The sequence below is a fragment of the Rhizobium acaciae genome, from assembly GCF_025941625.1.
Classification (GTDB): Bacteria; Pseudomonadota; Alphaproteobacteria; order Rhizobiales; family Rhizobiaceae; genus Rhizobium; species Rhizobium acaciae.
The window spans coordinates 19,354-40,396 of record NZ_JAPCZO010000025.1 but is presented as its reverse complement, the minus strand read 5'-3'; the positions used below and the strand labels follow the sequence as shown (position 1 = coordinate 40,396).

General features: G+C 61.9%; 23 protein-coding genes. 4 read left to right on the top strand and 19 right to left on the bottom strand.

The window, feature by feature from the left end:
* Positions 1 to 43: 43 nt before the first annotated feature.
* The 7 genes from OLZ32_RS31000 to OLZ32_RS30970 form a co-directional block, all read right to left on the bottom strand.
* A complete protein-coding gene (locus OLZ32_RS31000; RefSeq protein ID WP_017990904.1) occupies positions 44 to 574 on the bottom strand; it encodes a tyrosine phosphatase family protein in 531 nt (176 codons plus the stop codon).
* Positions 571 to 1,179: a YfbR-like 5'-deoxynucleotidase gene (locus OLZ32_RS30995; protein ID WP_003546966.1), complete on the bottom strand. Its 609-nt coding sequence runs from the start codon at positions 1,177 to 1,179 to the stop codon at positions 571 to 573. The genes OLZ32_RS31000 and OLZ32_RS30995 overlap by 4 nt, the downstream gene beginning before the upstream one ends.
* The gene (gene ygfZ / locus OLZ32_RS30990; protein WP_017990905.1) at positions 1,176 to 2,039 is read right to left on the bottom strand and encodes a CAF17-like 4Fe-4S cluster assembly/insertion protein YgfZ; all 864 of its coding nucleotides are present in this window, start codon (positions 2,037 to 2,039) and stop codon (positions 1,176 to 1,178) included. Before ygfZ ends, OLZ32_RS30995 begins: the two co-directional genes overlap by 4 nt.
* A gap of 98 nt (positions 2,040 to 2,137) precedes the next feature.
* Positions 2,138 to 2,890: a hypothetical protein gene (locus OLZ32_RS30985; RefSeq protein ID WP_003546970.1), complete on the bottom strand. Its 753-nt coding sequence runs from the start codon at positions 2,888 to 2,890 to the stop codon at positions 2,138 to 2,140.
* An 18-nt stretch (positions 2,891 to 2,908) separates the two neighbouring features.
* Complete coding sequence (locus tag OLZ32_RS30980; RefSeq protein WP_003546972.1) at positions 2,909 to 3,166, bottom strand: hypothetical protein; 258 nt, start codon at positions 3,164 to 3,166, stop codon at positions 2,909 to 2,911.
* A gap of 103 nt (positions 3,167 to 3,269) precedes the next feature.
* Positions 3,270 to 3,713: a TIGR02301 family protein gene (locus OLZ32_RS30975; protein WP_003546975.1), complete on the bottom strand. Its 444-nt coding sequence runs from the start codon at positions 3,711 to 3,713 to the stop codon at positions 3,270 to 3,272.
* A 34-nt stretch (positions 3,714 to 3,747) separates the two neighbouring features.
* Positions 3,748 to 4,164: an NUDIX hydrolase gene (locus OLZ32_RS30970; protein ID WP_264424267.1), complete on the bottom strand. Its 417-nt coding sequence runs from the start codon at positions 4,162 to 4,164 to the stop codon at positions 3,748 to 3,750.
* A gap of 72 nt (positions 4,165 to 4,236) precedes the next feature.
* Between OLZ32_RS30970 and OLZ32_RS30965 the strand changes: the two genes are divergently transcribed.
* On the top strand, positions 4,237 to 4,557 hold the full coding sequence (locus OLZ32_RS30965; RefSeq protein WP_025393943.1) for a YnfA family protein: 321 nt from the start codon (positions 4,237 to 4,239) through the stop codon (positions 4,555 to 4,557).
* A 41-nt stretch (positions 4,558 to 4,598) separates the two neighbouring features.
* Positions 4,599 to 5,363 (top strand): SOS response-associated peptidase, encoded by a 765-nt coding sequence (locus OLZ32_RS30960; RefSeq protein ID WP_264424264.1) that lies wholly within the window; start codon positions 4,599 to 4,601, stop codon positions 5,361 to 5,363.
* Between the two features lie 287 nt (positions 5,364 to 5,650).
* Here OLZ32_RS30960 and OLZ32_RS30955 read toward each other — a convergent pair whose 3' ends face one another.
* From OLZ32_RS30955 to OLZ32_RS30935, 5 genes are all read right to left on the bottom strand, one after another.
* Positions 5,651 to 5,797, bottom strand: coding sequence for a hypothetical protein (locus tag OLZ32_RS30955; protein WP_003546983.1), 147 nt, complete (start codon positions 5,795 to 5,797; stop codon positions 5,651 to 5,653).
* Positions 5,798 to 6,221: 424 nt separating this feature from the next.
* A complete protein-coding gene (gene pssA, locus OLZ32_RS30950) occupies positions 6,222 to 7,067 on the bottom strand; it encodes a CDP-diacylglycerol--serine O-phosphatidyltransferase (RefSeq protein ID WP_003546984.1) in 846 nt (281 codons plus the stop codon).
* A 74-nt stretch (positions 7,068 to 7,141) separates the two neighbouring features.
* Entirely contained in the window at positions 7,142 to 7,867 is a 726-nt protein-coding gene (locus OLZ32_RS30945) for a phosphatidylserine decarboxylase (protein ID WP_264424323.1), read from the bottom strand.
* Between the two features lie 108 nt (positions 7,868 to 7,975).
* Positions 7,976 to 9,853: an ABCB family ABC transporter ATP-binding protein/permease gene (locus tag OLZ32_RS30940; RefSeq protein WP_264424262.1), complete on the bottom strand. Its 1,878-nt coding sequence runs from the start codon at positions 9,851 to 9,853 to the stop codon at positions 7,976 to 7,978.
* A 263-nt stretch (positions 9,854 to 10,116) separates the two neighbouring features.
* Positions 10,117 to 12,141 carry a LysM peptidoglycan-binding domain-containing protein gene (locus OLZ32_RS30935; protein ID WP_264424260.1) on the bottom strand — a complete coding sequence of 675 codons (2,025 nt, stop codon included), beginning with the start codon at positions 12,139 to 12,141 and terminating at the stop codon, positions 10,117 to 10,119.
* Between the two features lie 155 nt (positions 12,142 to 12,296).
* On the opposite strand from OLZ32_RS30935, the gene OLZ32_RS30930 reads away from it, so the two are divergent.
* Entirely contained in the window at positions 12,297 to 12,920 is a 624-nt protein-coding gene (locus tag OLZ32_RS30930; protein WP_003558142.1) for an LOG family protein, read from the top strand.
* 111 nt (positions 12,921 to 13,031) lie between these two features.
* Here OLZ32_RS30930 and rarD read toward each other — a convergent pair whose 3' ends face one another.
* From rarD to cysS, 7 genes are all read right to left on the bottom strand, one after another.
* A complete protein-coding gene (rarD, locus tag OLZ32_RS30925; RefSeq protein WP_264399698.1) occupies positions 13,032 to 13,943 on the bottom strand; it encodes an EamA family transporter RarD in 912 nt (303 codons plus the stop codon).
* Positions 13,944 to 14,150: 207 nt separating this feature from the next.
* A complete protein-coding gene (cimA, locus tag OLZ32_RS30920; RefSeq protein ID WP_264399699.1) occupies positions 14,151 to 15,764 on the bottom strand; it encodes a citramalate synthase in 1,614 nt (537 codons plus the stop codon).
* A gap of 181 nt (positions 15,765 to 15,945) precedes the next feature.
* Positions 15,946 to 16,908 (bottom strand): prolyl aminopeptidase, encoded by a 963-nt coding sequence (pip, locus tag OLZ32_RS30915; RefSeq protein ID WP_264424258.1) that lies wholly within the window; start codon positions 16,906 to 16,908, stop codon positions 15,946 to 15,948.
* On the bottom strand, positions 16,905 to 17,381 hold the full coding sequence (locus OLZ32_RS30910) for a GFA family protein (protein WP_264399701.1): 477 nt from the start codon (positions 17,379 to 17,381) through the stop codon (positions 16,905 to 16,907). Before OLZ32_RS30910 ends, pip begins: the two co-directional genes overlap by 4 nt.
* Positions 17,378 to 17,866, bottom strand: a complete 489-nt coding sequence (locus tag OLZ32_RS30905) for a GFA family protein (protein WP_264399702.1) — start codon at positions 17,864 to 17,866, stop codon at positions 17,378 to 17,380. Before OLZ32_RS30905 ends, OLZ32_RS30910 begins: the two co-directional genes overlap by 4 nt.
* Positions 17,863 to 18,339 (bottom strand): GFA family protein, encoded by a 477-nt coding sequence (locus OLZ32_RS30900; RefSeq protein WP_264399703.1) that lies wholly within the window; start codon positions 18,337 to 18,339, stop codon positions 17,863 to 17,865. The genes OLZ32_RS30905 and OLZ32_RS30900 overlap by 4 nt, the downstream gene beginning before the upstream one ends.
* A 208-nt stretch (positions 18,340 to 18,547) precedes the next feature.
* The gene (gene cysS, locus OLZ32_RS30895; protein ID WP_264424256.1) at positions 18,548 to 19,939 is read right to left on the bottom strand and encodes a cysteine--tRNA ligase; all 1,392 of its coding nucleotides are present in this window, start codon (positions 19,937 to 19,939) and stop codon (positions 18,548 to 18,550) included.
* Between the two features lie 354 nt (positions 19,940 to 20,293).
* On the opposite strand from cysS, the gene OLZ32_RS30890 reads away from it, so the two are divergent.
* Positions 20,294 to 21,043, top strand: a complete 750-nt coding sequence (locus OLZ32_RS30890) for a glycoside hydrolase family 25 protein (RefSeq protein WP_264399705.1) — start codon at positions 20,294 to 20,296, stop codon at positions 21,041 to 21,043.

Here is a 21,043-nt window from a genome sequence, read left to right as displayed (position 1 = left end):
GTTGTTCGTGGTCGGGGGCTAGATGGAGCGGCTGGCGACAGCGTCAACCGCAGGCGCCGTCTCGGATCGCAAGCACGAAGGGCGCATTGCCGTCGGCATCGGCACCTCGTCCGATTGCCCGCACCGCCGCGACAAGCCGGCCGCTGCGGCCGAGCAGCGCGTCACCGATCTCGATAAGCCGGGCATTCGGCGTCGCGAAAGGCGAGGCGGCCCGCAGCCGGCGGGCAAGCGTTTCCTCGCTCTGATCGGGTGCCAGTGACAGCGCGGCAATGAGCGCTGCTGCCGGCGATCGCGACACGCCCATCCAGCAATGGATGAGCAGCGGCGTCTCCTGCCGCCAAGATGCGGCAAAGTCGATAATTCCGCGCACATGCGTCTCGTCAGGCGCCACGAGATCGCCGGTGCCCTTGAAGACGATATCGTTCATAGCAAGTGTCAGATGGCGCTCGGCGGCGATCACGCCCGGCCGGTGAAAGGCCTGCTCCTTGGCGATGAGGCTGATCATGTCGCGCGCCTTGTGGCGCACCGCCATTTCCGCGATGCGCGACAGCGGCGAGACGACGATGAAGGTCACGACACCATCTCCCGCTCGACCTCGATCGCTGCGAAGCGCTCGCAGAACAACCGCTGCGCTTCGATCGCCGGCAAGGGCTCGATCATCAGCATGTCCTTGCTGATGCCGCGCGGCTGGCCGAAGAACTTCTGTGCCTCGGCGGGTGTGAAACCGGCAAGCACGGTCGCTTCGAAATAGGCGGCGATCGTGTCGGCCTTCTTGATCCGGTCCTTGAGATCGCGCGAGGGATGCGGCGGCAGGCCGAAGCGCAGGTGCACTGCGGCCTCCAGTCGCTTTTCCACGGTCTTGTAGCCGCCGCCGACCACAGATTTGAACGGCGAGATCATGTCGCCGATCACATATTCGGGTGCATCGTGCAGCAGCGCCATCAGGCACTCCTGCGGCCGCGCGTCGTTGAAGCGGCGGAAGATATCCTCGACGACCAGACTGTGCTGGGCCACCGAAAAAGCATGATCGCCGGAGGTCTGGCCGTTCCAGCGGGCCACGCGCGCAAGCCCGTGAGCGATGTCGATGAGTTCGACGTCGAGCGGCGAGGGGTCGAGCAGGTCGAGCCTGCGCCCGGACAGCATGCGCTGCCAGGCACGCGGAGCTTTCGTCGGTGTCACGCGCTGGCCTCGTCGGCGCTGGCAGGAAAGACGAGACCGGACCATGCCGGCAGGACGAGGTAAACAGGCGTGTTGCCGGCCAGCAGCGGCGTGCCTGCCGCCATCGCGGCGCCGGCGCGGTCGACGCGCACGATCGCAAGTCCATTGCCGCCATCGACCGAACCGAGCGTTCCCACAGGCTTGCCGGCAGCGGTAATCTCCGTCCCGGTCCCCGGCAGATCCGTCGCGGCGGACACCGTCACGACGCGCCGGCGCGCGGTGCCGCGATGTTGCATGCGTGAAACGACCTCCTGGCCGACATAGCAGCCTTTCCTGAAGGAGAGGCCACCGTTGAAATCCATCAGCACGTCATGCGGGAAGGCGTCCTGCAGGGCGAAGTCAGATCCTGATGTGACGATGCCGTGGCGGATGCGCAGCGCGTCGTAGAGCGCTTCTTTGCCATCACCATGTTTGCCGGACCGGCGGATCAGCGTGATGCCCGCCTTGGCGAAGCGGCTGTCTCGGGCGCCTTGGCTGTCCCGGGCGCCCTGGCTGCCGTCGGCGTCCTCACTCCAGGAAACGGTGACGCCCTCTTCCGTGCTTGGCGCAAGTGTGACGGCGGCGCGCAGCTTGTACATCGTCAGTCGCTTCAGCAGGCCGTCGCGCTGGCCGGCATCGGTCTCGATCATGTAACCTTCGCCGTCCCGCCAGATCACGAAGTCGAACAGGATCTTGCCCTGCGGCGTCAGCAATGCCCCGGGCCGCGCCTCGTCGGCCCCGAGCGCGGCGATATCGGTGGTGATCAGGTTCTGCAGGAAGGATTGGGCTTCCGCGCCGCTGACGAAGAGCAAGGAACGGTCTTTCAGGAATACGGCTGGCATGGCGGAACCTGTCGCGTTGGTTATCGCTCAGAGGTATGTCTTCATGAGGTGGATCGCAAGCGTCATGCGAAACGTGAAAAGCGCAGGCGAGACGGGCATCAATCGCCCGCTGTGAAGAATTTCCATTTACCCTCAGGCGTGATGCCGAGGCGATAGAAATTATATCCGCCGAATTCCTGCATGTCGGAGAGATCGCCGGCCGTGACGATGCGCAGCAGCTCGACGCGCTCCGGCGGTGTCAGCGACTTCAGGTCCTTCTCGGCAAAATAGGGCCAGACATACATGTCGTCGGGCGTGCCCTGGCCGACATGCACGAAGCCGGTCGAGATGATGTCGAGCATGATGGCAAGAATCTCGTCGCCGTCAGGATCGCCCGACAGATCCTTCAGCGTGCCGATCGGATCGTCGGTCGGTTCGCCGACAGTCACCTGCGTCTGGTCGGCGCCGGCGCCCATCAGCGGCCGCAGCCGCTCGAGATCGCCGGATGCGGCCGCCTCGACGATCTGCTCGCGCATCTTGCGAACCGGCTCCGGCACCTTGCTGATATCGTAGATCACTTCTGTGGGCTTGGAATTGTCCTGAGCCCCCGGCGTCTTGTCGACACCCTGATTGTTCTGGCTGTTGACCAGCGGCTCGGCCATGGGAACACCGGGAGTGGCCCCCTGCGGCTGGCTCTGTCCCTGAGCGCTTCCCTGTGCGGGCGTCTCGTTGGCCGCCTGGCCGGGGATCTTGTGCAGTTCGGAAAGCGCGTAGGCTGCCGGCGCAAGGAAAACATTGCCGGCGGCGAGGCTGAACGCAAGCAGCACCGGCGCGAGCGAAATTCGCGAATCTTTCTCTTTACCGGCGTGCATCAAACTCTCTGATAACAATTATTGCAGGGTGCGGTTCGCGGAGAATTCGCCGGCAAGCATGCGCTCACGCAGCGAGTCCAGCAGGGCTTCGGCGCTCTTTTCCCCATGCAATCTGATCGTCTCGCGCAGCGCATGTGCAATGGCAGCATCAGCGATGATTTCAGGCTCGATCCCGTCGGCCATGCCATCGGCCCAAGCCTCGTTCTGGTACTCCAGAGCTGCCTGCATCTTTTCGTGGACGATCATGTCGTCGATGTCGTTGAGGCTTGCTTCCATTGTTTTTTCCTCAGAACTTCTCATGTCTTACTGCACCGTTAACAACACTAACAGCCTTTTCCCAAAACGACACGTCCGCTTGCGAAAACAGGTTAATTAAACGTCAATTTCCAAAGCGCGAGGTAATTTCTGTGGCAAGTGTTGCACCTTCGTTACGGTAGCGCTCTTCTGCCACGATGGCCGCCGGGGTGCAATCCGTATAGACCGAGGCGAAGGCGCGATAGCCGCGATTGAAGGCCGCTGTCAGCTTTTCCTTGCGCTGCGGCTCGTTGCCGGTCTCCGAATCGAGCAGCTGCTGCATGCCGTTTCGCCACTCGTCGCCACCCGCCGCCTTGCACAGCGTTCTCAGATAATGCACAGAACCCAGCACCTCGGCGAACCGCGCCAGCTTGTCGTCATAGGGCACGTTCACGATCGGCGGTGCAATCTCCTCCTCCTGTGGAGGCGGCGTATTCTTGCCCTGCGCCATCGTGGGGCCGGCGAGCACGAGCAGGGACAGAAAAACGCGTCGAACCGGAATCATGCTCACAGTTGATACGCTCAGCATGACGGCAACAAGGCGTGCTTCAAAGTTTCCACGTCTATTCGCCGCCCGCCAGCCGCTCCGCGCATTCGAGCACGCTCTGCGGTACGGGCAATTGCCGGATTTCCTCCACCGTGTACCAGCCGAGGGCTGCCGCATCGTCGGCGGCTTCCGCCACGGCATCCCGATCCGCATCGACGCGAAAGACCGACAGCAGAAAATGGCTCTTGACGCTGCCGTCGGCCGCATGCGTCTTCAGGTCGTAGGCCGAAAACAGCCGCGGATTACGTGCCGAAATGCCGGTCTCTTCGTGGAGTTCGCGCAAAGCCGTTTGCTCCGGCGTTTCGCCGGGCTCGGCCCGCCCGCCGGGAAAGGCGTACATGTCGGCGGAGGGCGGATTGCGCCGCAACACGAGGAGGAATCGTCCGTCGCGTTCGAGAATGGCGGAGGAGGCGGCTTTGGCGGTGGAGATCATCGGAGACTGCTCTTGCTGTGATGGCCCATCTTATCGGAGGAATAGTGCGACGGAGATTCGAAAGGTGCTTCCATGACCTACATCATTTTTGCGTTTGCTGCCCTCTTCGAGATCGCCGGCTGCTTTGCCTTCTGGGCATGGCTGAAGCTCGAAAAACCCATCTGGTGGCTGGCGCCGGGCATGGTCTCTCTGGCACTTTTCGCCTGGCTTCTGACGCTGGTGCCGAGCGAGGCCGCCGGCCGCACCTTCGCAGCCTATGGCGGCATCTACATCCTCGCTTCGCTGCTCTGGCTGTGGTTGGTCGAGAGCCGCGTGCCGGATCGTTACGATATCGGCGGCGCGCTGATCTGCCTTGCCGGCGCCAGCCTCATCCTCTTCGCACCGAGAGGCTGAGGCGCCTTGACCTGATACAAGCGGGGTGCAAAGACAGGCCGATGTGTGGACGTTTCGCCCTGACAGTCTCCAGCGCCGACCTGCGCGAATTCTTCTCCGGTCTCGATCTCGACGATTTTCCGGCGCGCTACAACATCGCGCCTACGCAGCCGATCCTCGTCGTCATATCAGGCGAGGGCAGGGAGCAGGGCAGCAACTTGGCCGACCGACGCGCCGTGCTCGTGCGCTGGGGCCTCACGCCGGGCTGGGTCAAGGATCCGAGAGATTTCCCGCTGCTGATCAACGCGCGCTCCGAAACCGCGATTGGCAAGGCCTCTTTCCGCGCCGCCATGCGTCATCGCCGCGTGCTTATTCCGGCCTCCGGTTTCTATGAATGGCATCGCCCGCCGAAGGAAAGCGGCGAGCGGCCGCAGGCCTACTGGATCAGTCCGCGCCAGGGTGGGGTCATCGCCTTTGCCGGGCTGATGGAGACATGGTCCTCGGCCGACGGCTCCGAGGTCGATACCGGCGCGATCCTGACGACATCGGCCAATTCAGCCATCTCGGCGATCCACGATCGCATGCCCATCGTCATCAGACCTGAGGATTTCACGCGCTGGCTCGATTGCAAGACGCAGGAACCGCGCGAGGTGGTCGACCTGATGCAGCCGGTTCAGGATGATTTCTTCGAGGCCATACCGGTCTCCGACAAGGTCAACAAGGTTGCCAACATGGGTCCCGACCTGCAGGAGCCCGTCGTGAACGAAAAGCCGTTGAAGGCGCCCGATAAGCAAAAGCCTGACGACGGCCAGCTCAGCTTCTTCTGAAACGGGAACCGCTGGCTTTTGCTTGGTGCTGCGTCCGCTTCGTTCGTCTGGTTCTTCGGGTGGGTTATGGCACGGGGTTGCTGTAGCCGATCTTCCCCAGACCCGCCGCATAGCGGGTTTGGGACCGCATAATCCGCATCGTCATGGGCTTTGACGATAAGCCTCGTCATTGTCTTCGTCAGCGATGCCTAACGCATGTCACTCGAGCACGCCGCAGTTTCGGGATGGCGACATGCAGGGGGCAGACTTGAAGCGCCGATGATTCCGGATTGAAGCACCGGGGCGCTTCAAGCGGATTTCTTGACGCTGCCCGGCTTGTGCTTCGCCATCAGTGATGCAGCCGCAACAGCCTTCAGGCCGACGGGGCGATAGTTGGCGGCGAGGTCTGGCTTGGCCGCCTGCTGTTCGCCGGTACTGCTCTTCTTCGAAGTCACGATACTCTCCTTGCGTGGTTCTTCCCTGGGTATTGATGTTTCATCACGAATAGCGACAAAACGGGGGCGTCGCTTATCAGGATTTGTAACCGCGCACCATAATTCGCGAGGCTTAACTGAAGCCTGCGTCGGTTAATACTTACTGAAGAGAGCAGTTCCGATAAAAGTGCGAAAGCGGTTTTCTGGGGAAAGGCGCGGAACGGTTTTCACCCGGATAAGCGCACGGTTTGTCCGGGGAAAACGCATGCTTTTCCCGGGGATCCGTCAGACGAAGGGAGAGAAACACTTCCGTCATTAAAGCAGGTCGCGCAAAAGTGTGCAGTGGTTTTGCGACAACGACATGCGTAAAAACAAAGAGCTAAAGCGCGAGGGCGAATCTGAAAGATCGCGACGCGCTTTAGAGAAATCCGGAAATGCTCGGCGATCAGATGTGCCGGCCGATATCGTCGTCGCCGATGCCCGGCTCCTCGATCGTCAGCGTCCCGTATTTCCGCCGCCATTTCCGCGCACCGAAGGGAAGCGATAGGAGGTAGGCGGCAACGGTGAAGACCATCACCTCCCAGGTGTAGCTCATCAGCAGAGCCACATACAGCACGACGCCGAGCATCATCGGCAGCACGAGATCGCGCCGCAAGCGATTGCCTTCCGATTTGCCCGACCAGACCGGCAGCCGGCTGATCAGCAGGAAGGCAATAAGCACGGTATAGATCGACGAGAGATAGGCGAAGGTGCGGTCCGTCGCCAGCCCGAGGAAGCCGAGATAGACCGGCAGCAGCACCAGCATGGCGCCGGCCGGCGCCGGCACGCCGACGAAATATTCCGATTGCCAGCTCGCCTTGTTTTCGCGTTCGGCCATGACGTTGAAACGGGCAAGGCGAAGCCCGGCGGCGATCGCATAGATCAGGGCAGCGATCCAGCCGAGCGAGCGCGCCTGGTCGAGCGCGAAGACATAAACGACGAGGGCGGGCGCGACGCCGAAATTGACGATGTCGGCAAGCGAATCCATCTGCGCGCCGAATTTGGAAGTCGCCTTCATCAGCCGCGCCACGCGCCCGTCGATGCCGTCGAGGAAGGCGGCGAGCAGTACCATGGAGACGGCGAGCTCATAACGATTCTCGAAAGCCAGCCGGATGCCGGTCAGCCCGGCGCAGATCGCCAGAATGGTGATGAGGTTCGGAAAGACGAGCCGGAGCGGGATTTCGCGCAGACGCGGGCCGCGGGCGGAATCATCCGGCCCATTGGGCTCGAAAGGCGGAAAAGGCGTTTCCATATCGCGTTCCAATCGTTCCTAAAGCAATTCCAGCAAAACTGCTCAGCGGTCACTTCCGTGAAAGCTGAACCGCTCTAGCTGCGGCGGCTGATGACGGGACCCCTGGCGGAGGCGAATTCGGCGATGACGGTTTCTCCCGCAACCGCCGTCTGGCCGAGCGAGACGCGTGGCGCAGCACCGGCGGGCAGGAATACGTCGAGCCGCGAGCCGAAACGGATCAGCCCGAAGCGCTCGCCGGCATCCACCGGCTCGTTGGGGTTTGCCCAGCAGAGGATACGCCGCGCCACGAGGCCGGCGATCTGCACGACGCCGATCTGGCCGTGCTGGGTTTCGATCACCAGCCCGTTACGCTCATTGTCTTCGCTCGCCTTGTCGAGCTCGGCATTGACGAAGCTGCCGGAGCGGTAGTTGATGCTGACGATGCGCCCTCGCATCGGCGCCCGGTTCACATGGCAATTGAAGACGTTCATGAAGACCGAGATGCGCAGCATCGGCTCGGAGCCGAGGTTGAGCTCGGCCGGCGGGGTCACCATCTGGATCGCCGAGACCTTGCCGTCGGCGGGAGAGATCACCAGGTCGTCGTCCTGCGGGGTCACGCGCTCCGGATCACGGAAGAAATAGGCGCACCAGAGTGTGAAGATCATGCCGATCCAGAAGAGCGGCTTGAAGATCCAGCCCAGGACCAGCGACGCGACGAAGAAGGCGGCAACGAAGGGATAACCCTCCTTGTGCACGGGGACGATCGTGTTGCGAACCGTGTTGAACAGGCTCATGGCTGCCGGTCTCCTTGCGTTTTCGATTTTGCTGGTTAGCGAAAAACCGTCCCCGGGGCAATGCTGTGGCCTCGGCCCTGGTTCCCACGCCGAGGTTCTAAACAACAAAAGGCGGCCGGCGTCGGTTTCCCCTTGTCAGCTTGCCGGAGCAAGCCGCGTTATCACGCCGAGGTCGTCGCTTTCGCGCACCTGCTTCAGATGTTCCTCCGCCTGTGTCGCCTCGCGCTGGCGGTTCCACATCGAGGCATAAAGGCCGTTCCTTTCGAGGAGGGCGGCATGTGTTCCGCGCTCGGCGATCTCGCCGCTTTTGAGCACGATGATTTCATCGGCGCTGATGACAGTCGAAAGCCGGTGGGCGATAACAAGCGTCGTGCGGTTCTTCGAAACCAGGTCGAGTGCCTCCTGGATCTCCCGTTCCGTGGTCGTGTCGAGCGCCGACGTGGCCTCGTCGAGGATCAGGATCGGTGGCGCCTTGAGGATGGTGCGGGCAATCGCCACCCGCTGCTTCTCTCCGCCCGAAAGCTTCAGCCCGCGCTCGCCGACCTTGGTTTCGAAACCCTCGGGCAGCGTTTCGATGAAATGCGCGATCTGCGCCACCTCGGCGGCGGCAAAGACTTCGCCGTCGCTGGCCGATGTGCGCCCATAGCGGATGTTGTAGGCGACCGTGTCGTTGAAGAGCACGGTATCCTGCGGCACCATGCCGATCACCGAGCGCAGACTCTTCTGCGTCACCGTGCGGATATCCTGACCGTCGACGGTGATTGCGCCGCTCTGAATATCGTAGAAACGATAGAGCAGGCGCGACAGCGTCGATTTGCCCGCACCCGATGGGCCGACGACGGCGACCGTCTTGCCGGCCGGCACCTCGAAGGAAATGCCCTTCAAGATCGGACGCGCCGCATCATAGGCGAAGTGCACGTCCTTGAAGGAGATCGCGCCCTGGCCGATCCGAAGTTCGGTCGCATCGGGCGCGTCTTTGACTTCGGTCTGCACCTCAAGCAAATCGAACATCTGCTCGATATCGGTCAGCCCCTGGCGGATTTCGCGGTAGACGAAGCCGATGAAGTTGAGCGGTACGGAAAGCTGCAACAGCATCGAATTGACGAAGACGAAATCGCCGACCGTCTGTTCGCCGCGCTGCACGGCCAACGCCGACAGCACCAGCATGATGGTCGTGCCGATGCCGAAGATGACGCCCTGGCCGAAGTTCAGCCAGCCGAGCGAGGTCCAGACATCGGTCGCCGCCTTTTCGTAGCGTTCCATCGATTTGTCGAAACGCTTTGCCTCCATCTCCTCATTGCCGAAATATTTGACCGTCTCGAAATTGAGGAGAGAGTCGATCGCCTTGGTGTTGGCGTCGGTATCGCTGTCGTTCATCGACCGGCGGATGGCGATGCGCCAGTCGGATGCGCGGATCGTGAACCAGATATAGGCCCAGACGGTAAAAGCGGTAACGGCGAGATAGGAGAAGCCGTAGCCCCACCAGAAGATCACCGCCGTCAGCAGGAATTCGATGACGGTCGGGACGGAGTTGAGGATCGTGAAGCGCACGATCGTCTCGATACCCTTGGTGCCGCGCTCGATGATGCGCGATAGCCCGCCGGTCTTGCGCTCGAGATGGAAGCGTAGCGACAGCTCGTGCATGTGCACGAAGGTCCTGTAGGCGAGCTGGCGCACCGCATGTTGTCCGACACTGGCAAAGAGCGCGTCGCGCAGCTGGTTGAGGCCGAGCTGGATCAGCCGGGTGATGTTATAGGCAATCACCAGTGCGATGGCGCCGGCCAGCAGCGGCGGCACCGAGCCGGCAAGATCCATCCTGCCGTTCAGCGCATCGGTCGACCACTTGAAGAAATAGGGGACGAGCAGCAGTACGAATTTGGAGATCAGCAGAAAGACCGAGGCCCAGACGACGCGCATCTTCAGGTCGGGCCGGCCGGCCGGCCACATATAGGGCCAGAGGTTGAGAAGCGTCTGCGGCAGGTTGGATTCCGAGACTGTTTTGCCGTTTACCATGCTTGTCTCCAGCCCGGATGGGCTTGCCGCGATTGCGGCGATTCGATGCCGGCAGGAGTGCGGAACCGGGACGTGCCTGAAAGCGCTTCCCACAACCCGCAGCCGCCACCGCCAGATAGGGCGCAGGGCGGACGAATACAACAATTGCTGGGGTAAGGAAACGACGAGGCCGGGCGACTACAGCGCCGCGCGTCTTTTCAGACGCGCAAAGGACGCTGTAGCACTTTGAACTCCCGCCCGGCCTCGTCGTGTTGTTTTGCGGCTTAGAGATGCTGGCCGGACATGCGCTTGCGGTGCAGCTCTTCGGCATTCGGCAACACATCCTTCGGCAGGCCGAAGATCTGACCGGGGCGGATGCGATCGGGATTGATGATCTTGTCCTCGTTGGCGATGTAGATCGTCGTGTAACGAACGCCGAGGCCATAGGTGCGGCGCGAGATCTGCCACAGCGTATCGCCGCGGCGAATGATGACTGCCGCATTGTTTGCCGTCAGCGGCGCCTGTTCGATCGTCTTCGGCTGGTTGCTTCCGACATCGTCTGCAGATGGCGTTGCCGGCGCGGGTGCGGCGGTGAGTTCGGCGATGATCCCGCCCAGCTTGTCGAGTGCGGCGCCGACGGACTTCGCATCCCCAGGCAGGCCCTGCAGCAGCTTCAGCGCATTGCCGGCGATCTGCGAGGAGGAACCGGACGCTTGCTTGAAGACATCTGGCGCATCGGCGGCCGGGCGGAACTCGGCGACGGAGCGCAGCGCGAATTCCGTTGCCGAGCGCGCCGCCGCAAGCTGTTCGGCCCCGGGCAGCTTGCCATCGGCAAACAGGCCCTTCAGCAGGCCGAAGGCTTTGCCGACTTCGACTTTGAGTTTGTCGAGCTCGCCTTCGTCGAGCGGCACCATCGAGGAAGCGCCGTTGGCGTCGGCGGGTGCCGATTGCGCGGCGACCCTCACCTGATCGCCGGCCGGGCGATTGAAATTCACCGCCGCACGCACGATCACCTTGCCTGCGGGATCGACGACATCGACGCGGATCTTGTGGTCGCCGACTGAAAGCGCCACCACACCGTCGATGACGAAATGTCCGTCGGAGCCGGCCGTGTCCTGGCCGACGAGGCTGTCGTCGGCATAACCGATGACCTTGGCATTGGAGCGCGTCGTGCCGGCAATGAAGATCTTGTTGCCCTCGATTTCGACGGCATTGACCATCACATCGGGCACATTCGTTTTATCCGGTGCCGTAGCTGCGCCATCCGAGGAGGTGTCGGTGAGGTTCGGCGTCTGCAGCGCCAGCTCGCCGGTCGGTGCAGCTGTTGCGGCAGGCGCAGCCGAGCTTTCGCCGGTTGCCGGCTTGTCCGCAGGCGGCGCCATCGGGTTGGAGGCATCGGCAACTTCGGTTCCGGCCTTCGGCGCGGTAATGATGCGGCTCGCCGCGCCGGGTTTGGAGACCATGGCGAGCAGATTGGCGCCATTGCCATCCTTCGGCACGGAAATGGTCGCGACTTCTTCGGAAAGCGTGCTCTTGCCGTCCTTGCCCGTGAACTTGAGCACGAGCTGGTGGTCGCCAGCCGGAAGCGGATCGTCGAGAACGGCAGCAAAATCGCCGCTCGCATCGACATTGGCCGTCGTCACCACCTTCTCGCCGTCGAGCACCTCGAGCTTGCCGTTCGGCTCGGCGGAACCGGCGATCACCGTCGATCCGTCGGGCTCGACGCGCAATACGTCGAAGGCAGGAATCTTCGGGCCGGTATTTTCCGCTGCCGTATTCGCCCCAGGGGCGGTCTCCGGCGCACCGGTCAGCGCAACCTCGGCCTTGGCGATCGCGGCAAGCGCACCGGCGATGTTCTCGGGCAGCGACCGGACGATGGCGAGCGCCTTCGCGCCGCCGTCCTTGGCCTTGGCGGCAAGGGTCTGGGTCGCGGGATCGAGGCCCTCGGGAATGGTGAAATCGGCAAGCGCGGTCAGCGCGTTGACGGCTTTAGTCTTGGCGGCAGTGAAGACATCGATGGCCGGGCCTTTGCCGTCGGCAAACAGCGCCTTGAGCTCGCTGAGCGATACGCCGGCATCGGCCGAAAGGCGACCCACTTTGTCGGCGACCGCAGCCGCGTCGCCCACGGCGGAGCGCGATGTCTTTGCCGCCTCGTTAACCGTGTTCTTGACCTCCGTGCTCGCCTGGTTGATGGCGTCGCCGACCTTGGTTGCATCGCCGCCGATGCGCGGCATGACGACAAACACCATCAGTAGGATTGCGATTGCGAGGACTGCAAGAGCCAGCAAGCCGGCACGGTTCTTCATCATTATGTCTCCCAAGGCGGCAATTTGCCGTAATACCCAAAATTGCTAGCGATTCCCGTTGCTTTCCACAAGCATTCAAAGCAATTAGGCAAGCTAGGCACGCTGCTTTTCAGTCAATTTTCTTGACTGCATTGAAATGGAATAGTTGTTTTGCCCTCATGACCGAACAATCTGTATCGATTCGATCCATCTGCGTTTACTGCGGCTCCAGGCCGGGACGCGATCCTTCCCACATGGCGGCCGGGCGTGCTCTCGGAAGAGAGATCGCCGAATACGGCCTGCGCCTGGTCTATGGCGGGGGTACCAAAGGCATCATGGGCGCGGTTGCCAGCGGCGTGCTTTCAGGCGGCGGTCAGGTCACGGGCATCATTCCCGAATTCCTGATCGATATGGAAGCGACTCGCCACTCGCTCGGTCAGCTCAACGAACTCATTGTAACCCCTGACATGCATGCGCGCAAACACACCATGTTCGAGCGCTCCGATGCCTTCGTCGCGCTGCCCGGCGGCATCGGTACGCTGGAGGAGATCGTCGAGATCATGACCTGGGCGCAGCTCGGCCGCCATGAGAAGCCGATGGTCTTTGCCAACGTCAACGGGTTCTGGGATCCGATGATGGAACTGATGCGCCATATGACCGAAGAAGGCTTCCTGCACACCGCCCACCGGGTGCAGCCGCTGGTCGTCGACGAGATCTCCGGCATCATTCCGGCGATCATGGCCCAGGCAGCCCAGCTCGCGGCCGATCGTGACGGCGAGGACGAGGTGATTTCGAAGATGTAGGCGGGCGCGCCTGTGGAGCGGCCCGGCTTTCACGGAAGCGCCGAACCGCTCCAAGCTTTTGTTTTACGCAATCCCGGACGCAAAACCGCTGCGCACTTTGCTGGAATTGCTCTAGCGCCCCCGGCTTCCCTTCAGCATCGACCAGCTATAGAGGAACAGCCCCGCCCAGATCAGCGGGAAGGCGATCATGCGCGCCGTGCCGAATGGCTCGTGGAAGACGAAGACCGCGATCAGGAAGATCATCGTCGGCGCGATATATTGCATGATGCCGATCGTCGAGAGTTTCAAGAGCTTGGCGCCGTTCGCATAGATCATCAGCGGCACGGCGGTGATGACGCCGCAGCCGAGCAGCAGGGTCGTGTCGGCAAGACCGGTGCGGTAGAGGTGGCCCTGGCCGCCGAATTCGAGATAGAGGATGTAGAGGAGGGCCGGCCCGCTGAGGATCAGCACTTCGAGGAAGAAGCCCTGGTTCGGCCCGAGCGGCAGCGTCTTGCGCAACAGGGCGTAGAACCCCCAGCTGATCGCCAGCGTCAGCGCCACCCACGGGATGCCGCCGCTGTCCAGTGCGAGAATGGCGACGGCAAGCGCCGCAAGCGCGATCGCGGCGATCTGCAGCGGTTGCAGCTTTTCCTTGAGGAACACAGCGCCGAGGAAGATGCTGAACAGCGGATTGATGAAATAACCGAGTGCTGCATCGAGCGAATGGCCGGCGCCGATCGCCCAGACATAGGTACCCCAGTTGACGGTGATCAGCGACGCCGTCAGCGCCGCCATCGCCAGCATGCGCGGCGAGCTCAGTGCTGCGCGGATATCCTGCGTGCGCCCGAGCACGAACAGCACGATGCCCGCCAGCGGCAGCGACCAGACGATGCGATGGGCGATCACCTCGGCCGGCGAGATATGCGCCACCGCCTTCATGTAGATCGGCAGGAAGCCCCAGAGCAGATAGGCCGTCAGCGCGAAGGCGAACCCGCGCGGACTGTCTTCGTTCTTGGCCAACGGAACGGATGCATCGGTCGACATCGGTGTTTCCATCTTTGTTCTTCTTCTGATCCGGCCTAGCTTAAGCGCCGTGAATAGGCCAATTCATTTCGTTGAATGAAGGGTGAGAGGATTTGAAGCGGGAGACGACGCGATGATCCGGCTCCCTGCGCTGGAAGCCGGCGTCCGAAGGAAGCGAATGGTATTCGGGCGAGGGGTGGGACCCCGTCGCCGAGCCGCGGAATGGGTTTATTCCGCCGCGATCTTGCCCGCCAGCTGCCGGTTCTTCATCAGCTTGTAGATGACCGAATCCATCAAAGCCTGGAACGAAGCGTCGATGATGTTCTCGGAGACGCCGACCGTCCACCAGCGTACACCGTCGCTGTCGGTGGATTCGATCAGCACGCGGGTGATCGCCTCCGTGCCGCCATTGAGGATACGCACCTTGAAGTCGGCGAGCACCAGATCGTCGATCTCGTGCTGGTATTTGCCGAAATCCTTGCGCAGCGCGAGGTCGAGTGCGTTGACCGGGCCTTCGGCATCGGCAACCGACATCAGCGTCTGGCCGTCGATGGTGATCTTGACCACCGCCTCCGAGACGATCTTCACGCGGCCGAGACTGTCGAAGCGGCGCTCGATCATCACGCGGAAGCCTTCGATGGTGAAGAATTCCGGGATCGTGCCGAGCGTGCGGCGCGCCAGCAGCTCGAAGCTCGCATCCGCGCCCTCATAGGCATAGCCGATCGATTCACGTTCCTTGACGATCGAGATCAGCATGTCGAGCTTCGGATCGTCCTTGGCGACCTCGATGCCGCGCCGCTTCAGCGCATTGATGAAGTTCGCCTTGCCACCCTGGTCGGAGACCATGACCTTGCGGAAGTTGCCGACGGTTTCCGGCGGCACGTGTTCATAGGTCCGCGGATCCTTGAGCAGGGCCGATGCATGAATGCCGGCCTTGGTGGCGAAGGCGGAGGCGCCGACATAGGGCATCTGGTGGTCGGGCGAGCGGTTGAGCAGCTCGTCGAAGGCATGCGAGAGCCGGGTGAGGTTGAGCAGCCGCTCCTCGTCGATCGTCGTTTCGAAACGTGTGTTGTAGGCGCTCTTCAGCGCCAGCGTCGGGATTAGCGTCACCAGATTGGCATTGCCGCAGCGCTCGCCGATACCGTTGAGTGTGCCCTGGATCTGCCGGACACCGGCTTCGACGGCGGCAAGCGAATTGGCAACCGCCTGGCCGGTGTCGTTATGCGCATGGATGCCAAGACAGTGGCCGGGAACGTCTGAGGCAATCACCGCCTCGACGATGGCGCGCACCTCGGGCGGCTGCGTGCCGCCATTGGTGTCGCAGAGCACGACCCAGCGGGCGCCGCTCTCATAGGCTGTCTTGGCGCAGGCGAGCGCATAGGCCGGATTGGCCTTGAAGCCGTCGAAGAAATGCTCGCAATCGACGATCGCCTCCTTGCCCGCGCCAACCGCCGCCTTGACGCTTTGGGCGATGCTTTCGAGGTTTTCCTCGTTGGTGCAGCCGAGCGCCACCGCGACATGATAATCCCAGCTTTTGGCGACGAAACAGATGGCGTCGGATTTCGCCTGCAACAGCCCGGCAATGCCGGGATCGTTGGAGACCGAAACGCCCGCCCGCTTCGTCATGCCAAAGGCGACGAAGCTGGCCTGGCTGGTGCGCTTCTCGCTGAAGAAGGCCGTATCCGTCGGATTGGCGCCGGGATATCCGCCCTCGACGTAATCGATGCCGAATTCGTCCAGCATGGCGGCGATCGCAATCTTGTCCTCGACGGAAAAATCGATGCCGGGCGTCTGCTGCCCGTCCCGGAGCGTCGTGTCGAAGAGGTAGATGCGTTCTTTCATGTCGGTTCCTCCCGCCAGGCGGGTTGCTATGGAGTGCGGATGCTGCCCCTCATCCGGCTGCCGCCACCTTCTCCCCGTTCTGACGGGGAGAAGGGATATGCCGCACCGTATCGCGGGGCACGTCCCCTCTCCCCGCAGGCGGGGAGAGGGTTAGGGTGAGGGGCTGCCCCAATGCTAACGATCAGTCTTGCTTCCCGGCAAACTTATCCGTCGCCCGGATCAGCTGGTCGAGAATCCCGGGCTCCGAATAGGCATGGCCCGCGCCCTCGATCAGGTGGAACTCCGCCTTCGGCCAGGCCTTGTGCAGCAGCCAGGCATATTTGGCCGGGCAGGGCATGTCGTAGCGTCCATGTACGATGACGCCCGGAATATCGCTGAGCCTGCCGGCATCGCGGATCAACTGTCCCTCGTCCATCCAGCCGGCATTGACGAAGAAATGGTTTTCGATGCGCGCAAATGCATAAGCGAATTCCGGCTCCTCGAACTTGAAGCTCGTCGAAGGTTCCGGCAGCAGCGTGATCGTTTCGCCTTCCCAGATGCTCCAGGCCTGTGCGGCCGCGAGGCGCACGTTCTTGTCCTCATGCGTCAGGCGACGATGATAGGCGTGCATCATCTCATGCCGCTCGTCCGGCGGAATGGGCGCGATGAACCGCTCCCACTTGTCCGGGAACATTTCCGAGACGCCGAATTGGTAGTACCAGTCGAGCTCGGCCTTGGTCAGCGTATAGATGCCGCGCAGGATGAGCTCGGAGACATGCTCTAGATGTGTCTCGGCATAGGCGAGGGCCAGCGTCGAGCCCCAGGAGCCGCCGAACACCTGCCAGCTGTCGACGCCTATCATCTCGCGCAGCCGCTCGATATCGGCGACGAGGTGCCAGGTGGTGTTGGCAACGAGTTCCGCATGCGGCGTCGACCTGCCGCAACCGCGCTGGTCGAACAGCATGACGTCGTAGAGAGTGGGATCGAAAAGCCGGCGATGGGCGGGCGAAATGCCGCCGCCTGGGCCGCCATGCAGGAAGACGGCGGGCTTGGCGCCGGGCGTTCCCGAGCGCTCCCAATAGATCACATGGCCGTCGCCGACATCGAGATGGCCGGAGGCATAGGGTTCGATTTCGGGATAGAGCGTGCGCAGTATCTCGGTCATATCTTCACGCCTTTCGCGGGCCAGACTTCTGTGTCGTGATCGGGATGCTGGAAGGAGATGATCGCCTCCTGCCGTGCGTAGAAATCCTGATCCTTCAGCACCGGCGCCTCGAAGATTTCCTCGACCCAGGGCAGGCGGGCCTCGTAATTGACCTGGATCAGCGGAGCGAGGTCGCTGCGGTCGTCGAAGGTGCCGATTGCAAGCTCGAGCCCACCCGGATGACGATAGGTCATCGGCGTGCCGCAATTGCTGCAGAAGCCGCGCTCGATATTGACCGAGGACTGAAAGTAGCTCGGCTCGCCGCGCGTCCACTCGATCCCTTCCTCAGGCGCGGTGACGAGCGCCGAGAAGAAGCCGCCGAACTGCTTCTGGCACATACGGCAATGGCAGATCGAGGGTCGCCCCAGTTTACCTGAGATGCGGAAGCGCACGGCACCGCACTGGCATCCGCCTGTCTTTATCGTGTCCTTCATGAGCTTTCTCCGAGGGGCCAGTTTTGCGTGTCGTGGTCGGGGTGCTGATGGTTGCTTGCCGCGATCGCGTCCTCGCGGTCGGGCGTTTCAGGCTGTGGTTCCCGCGGCAGGCCGTCGAGCGTGTGAAACCAGGACATCTTGCGGCCGGTGTTCGATTGCATTACCGGTTTGACCGCATCGGGATCATCAAGCGAGCCGAGCGTGATGTTGATGAAGTCCGCTTCGGGAATATCGTAGAACAGCGGCGTGCCGCAATCGCCGCAGAAACCGCGCCGCACCAGATCCGAGGACTGAAACCATTTCGGTGCGCCGCGCGTGAAGGCAAAATCGCTGCGCATCACGCCGGCAAGCGGCATGAAGTAATTGCCGGCCGCCTTCTGGCACATGCGGCAATGGCAAAGATGGGGATAGCCGAGTTCGCCTTTGGCGCGGTAACGCACCGCCCCGCACTGGCACCCGCCGCTTCTGTCTGATTCCGCCGTCATCCGAGCTCCTTCGGTGGCCATGCCTGAGTCTCATGATCGGGATGCTGGTGGGAGACGAGCTCGAGCAGGAAGGGGGCGGCCTGCGCATCCTCCTCCGTCCGGTGCCCCGGCAATTCGTGCAGATGATCGACGAAACCGATCTTGCCTTCGATGCCGAATTGGACCACCGGCGGAAATGCCGAAGGATCGTCGAAGGCGCCGGCGGCAATCGCCATTCCATCCGGCGCTTCATAGGTGAGCGGCGTGCCGCAGTCGCCGCAAAAGCCGCGCTCGACAAAGTTGGAAGAGCGGAATTTTTTCCGCTCTCCACGTGTCCATTCGAAATCGGCGCCGCGCACCGAGACCAGCGGCGCATAATAAGCACCGAACGCCTTCTGGCACATACGGCAATGACAGATCGACGAATCCTTGATGTCGCCGCTGACGCGGAAACGGATCGCTCCGCATTGGCAACCGCCGGTATAGGTGGTCATCGACTATTCCTCCCTCGGGATTCCAGCCTAGGCGCCAAGACCCCTCCCAACCCTCCCCACAAGGGGGAGGGCTCTCTTGTGGCACCGCCTTCGCTTCCGCCTCGAATATTTGCGGTTGTGGTGATGTCGCATCGGAGCAGCGCGGCACTATAGCCCCTCCCCCTTGTGGGGAGGGGTTGGGGAGGGGTCTTATCCCAACACGCCACTCTCACCGCTTGACCTCCCACGTCGTCACGCGCTCGCCGGTCACCGGATCCTTGCCGTCCTTCAACTGGATGCCCTTGGCCGTCAGCTCGTCACGGACCTTGTCAGCCTCGGTGAAGTTCTTCGCCTTCAGCATTTCGAGACGCATCGCGACCAGCGCATCGACCGCCGATGCGACGGCTTCGTCGATTTCCATCTTTTTCGGCAACAGGCCCAGAAGGTCGGCCGTTGCGGCAAAAGTGGCGCCCACGGCGGGATCCGTGTGGGCAGCTTGCGCCAACGCATGCAATGCCTGCACCGCCGCCACCGTATTGAGGTCGTCCGAAAGCGCGTTCAGCACGCTTTCATCGGGCGCCGCATCGCCTGCATCTGTTGCCGGCCATTTGGCGAGCAGACGTTCGGCCTCTTCCAGTCGCTTGATCGAGAAATCGATCGGCTCGCGGTAATGCGTCATCAGCATGGCAAGGCGCAGCACCTGGCCCGGCCATTTGCGGCCGCCGAAGATCTCCGTGTGCAGCAGCTCGTGGATAGTGACGAAATTGCCTTCGGATTTCGACATCTTGCGGCCTTCGACCTGCAGGAAGCCGTTATGCATCCAGACATTCGCCATCACCTCGGTACCGTGGGCGCAGCGCGACTGGGCGATTTCGTTTTCATGATGCGGAAAGATCAGGTCCAGCCCGCCGCCGTGAATGTCGAAGACATCGCCGAGATAACGCTTGCTCATCGCGGAGCATTCGATGTGCCAACCGGGCCGGCCGCGGCCCCATGGGCTCTCCCAGCCGGGCTCGTTATGGCTCGATAGCTTCCAGAGCACGAAATCGCTCGGGTTCTTCTTGTGCGCGTCAACAGCGATGCGGGCACCCGCTTGCTGCTCGTCGAGCGGACGCTTCGAAAGCTGACCGTAATCCGCCATGGATTTGGTGTCGAACAGCACTTCGCCCGATGCAACATAGGCATGGCCATTTCCGATCAGCTTCTCGATGATCTCGGTCATCTCGACGATATTGTCGGTGGCGCGCGGCTCGAAGTCCGGCTCCAGGCAGCCGAGTTCGGCGACATCGGCGTGAAATTGCGTCTCGGTCTTTTCGGTGACCGCGCGGATCGCGTCATTGAGCGGCAGGCCCGGATGGTCCCGAAGTGCGCGCGCATTGATCTTGTCGTCGACGTCGGTGATGTTGCGGGCATAGGTGACGTGGTCTTCGCCATAGACATGGCGCAGCAGCCGGAACAGCACGTCGAAGACGATGACCGGCCGGGCATTGCCGATATGAGCGAAGTCATAGACGGTCGGGCCGCAGACATACATGCGGACATTGTTGGGATCGATCGGCGAAAACACCGATTTTTCCCGTGTCAGCGTGTTGTACAGCTTCAGTTCCGGCGTCGCGTCCATTTCACTCTCCCAGATGCACGATCAGAAAAATATCGCGACCGGCGGACCGGGGCGTTTCGCATCTTGACTATTTGGGAGACGAAAACGGCCGGGCCAGCGCTCGCGCTAGCGAATAATCTTCCGGCAGATAATGCAGATAACCGTTTTCATGGCGGGTTTTATGGCCCGGTTCGCGCTTCCGGTCAAGGGGGCGAAGAGCGATCCAGCCGCATCAGGATCCATCCATCCGATGAATCGATTGCAGCAACCAACGTCTTTGAAACCAGTTGGCACGCCCTTGAAATTCGTCCGCCATTTTCGCGGCGCAAATCTCGCATAGCCGGTTGAGAAGTTGTGGCAAATAGGGAGGAAGGGATGCGGAAACTGACACGATCGACGATCGGAGCGACTGCAGTTCTGGTGGTCGCATTCGCGGCATATCTAGCATACGATTTCGGGATGCTCCGCTTCAACAATCCCTCTCTCAGCAACTATCCGATCCAAGGCATCGATGTCAGCCATCACCAGGGCGATATCGATTGGAAGGTTGTTGCCGCGCAGCCGAATGTCCGTTTCGCCTTCATGAAGGCGACCGAAGGCGGAGATCATCGGGATTCCAAGTTCGCCGACAACTGGCAGCGCGCTGGAGATGCGGGAGTGGTCAGGGGCGCTTATCATTTCTTCACCTTCTGCCGCCCGGGCAAGGATCAGGCGCAGAATGTCCTCGCGACCGTGCCGAAGGAGCAGGGAACTCTGCCGATCGCCGTCGATCTGGAGTTTGTCGGCAATTGCAACAAAATCCCGACGCTCGAGGAAATGGCTGCCGAGGTGAACGCCTTCTTCACCGAGCTGAAAGGCACCTTTCCGGAGAAGCCTATTTTCTACGTCACCCAGGAGTTCTTCGATCAATATCTGAAAGGCAATGAATCACGCTTCCCCGACCACTATCTGTGGCTGCGAAGCGTGTTCAGGGAGCCGAGGCAGGAAGAATGCAGCCGTTGGTCAATCTGGCAGTTTGCCGATAACGGCACCTTGGACGGCATCCAGGGACCGGTTGACCTCAATGCTCTATGCCCGTCGGAAGCGGGCCTGGCGCATCTGTTCCCAGCCGTTGCAACGAACTGA

Coding starts and splice junctions, on each gene's coding strand:
- ygfZ (WP_017990905.1), bottom strand. CDS start 2,039: ATGCCAGCCGTATTCCTGAAAGACCGTTCCTTGCTCTTCGTCAGCGGC.
- OLZ32_RS30985 (WP_003546970.1), bottom strand. CDS start 2,890: ATGCACGCCGGTAAAGAGAAAGATTCGCGAATTTCGCTCGCGCCGGTG.
- OLZ32_RS30980 (WP_003546972.1), bottom strand. CDS start 3,166: ATGGAAGCAAGCCTCAACGACATCGACGACATGATCGTCCACGAAAAG.
- OLZ32_RS30975 (WP_003546975.1), bottom strand. CDS start 3,713: ATGCTGAGCGTATCAACTGTGAGCATGATTCCGGTTCGACGCGTTTTT.
- OLZ32_RS30970 (WP_264424267.1), bottom strand. CDS start 4,164: ATGATCTCCACCGCCAAAGCCGCCTCCTCCGCCATTCTCGAACGCGAC.
- OLZ32_RS30965 (WP_025393943.1), top strand. CDS start 4,237: ATGACCTACATCATTTTTGCGTTTGCTGCCCTCTTCGAGATCGCCGGC.
- OLZ32_RS30960 (WP_264424264.1), top strand. CDS start 4,599: ATGTGTGGACGTTTCGCCCTGACAGTCTCCAGCGCCGACCTGCGCGAA.
- pssA (WP_003546984.1), bottom strand. CDS start 7,067: ATGGAAACGCCTTTTCCGCCTTTCGAGCCCAATGGGCCGGATGATTCC.
- OLZ32_RS30940 (WP_264424262.1), bottom strand. CDS start 9,853: ATGGTAAACGGCAAAACAGTCTCGGAATCCAACCTGCCGCAGACGCTT.
- OLZ32_RS30935 (WP_264424260.1), bottom strand. CDS start 12,141: ATGATGAAGAACCGTGCCGGCTTGCTGGCTCTTGCAGTCCTCGCAATC.
- OLZ32_RS30930 (WP_003558142.1), top strand. CDS start 12,297: ATGACCGAACAATCTGTATCGATTCGATCCATCTGCGTTTACTGCGGC.
- rarD (WP_264399698.1), bottom strand. CDS start 13,943: ATGTCGACCGATGCATCCGTTCCGTTGGCCAAGAACGAAGACAGTCCG.
- cimA (WP_264399699.1), bottom strand. CDS start 15,764: ATGAAAGAACGCATCTACCTCTTCGACACGACGCTCCGGGACGGGCAG.
- pip (WP_264424258.1), bottom strand. CDS start 16,908: ATGACCGAGATACTGCGCACGCTCTATCCCGAAATCGAACCCTATGCC.
- OLZ32_RS30910 (WP_264399701.1), bottom strand. CDS start 17,381: ATGAAGGACACGATAAAGACAGGCGGATGCCAGTGCGGTGCCGTGCGC.
- OLZ32_RS30905 (WP_264399702.1), bottom strand. CDS start 17,866: ATGACGGCGGAATCAGACAGAAGCGGCGGGTGCCAGTGCGGGGCGGTG.
- OLZ32_RS30900 (WP_264399703.1), bottom strand. CDS start 18,339: ATGACCACCTATACCGGCGGTTGCCAATGCGGAGCGATCCGTTTCCGC.
- cysS (WP_264424256.1), bottom strand. CDS start 19,939: ATGGACGCGACGCCGGAACTGAAGCTGTACAACACGCTGACACGGGAA.
- OLZ32_RS30890 (WP_264399705.1), top strand. CDS start 20,294: ATGCGGAAACTGACACGATCGACGATCGGAGCGACTGCAGTTCTGGTG.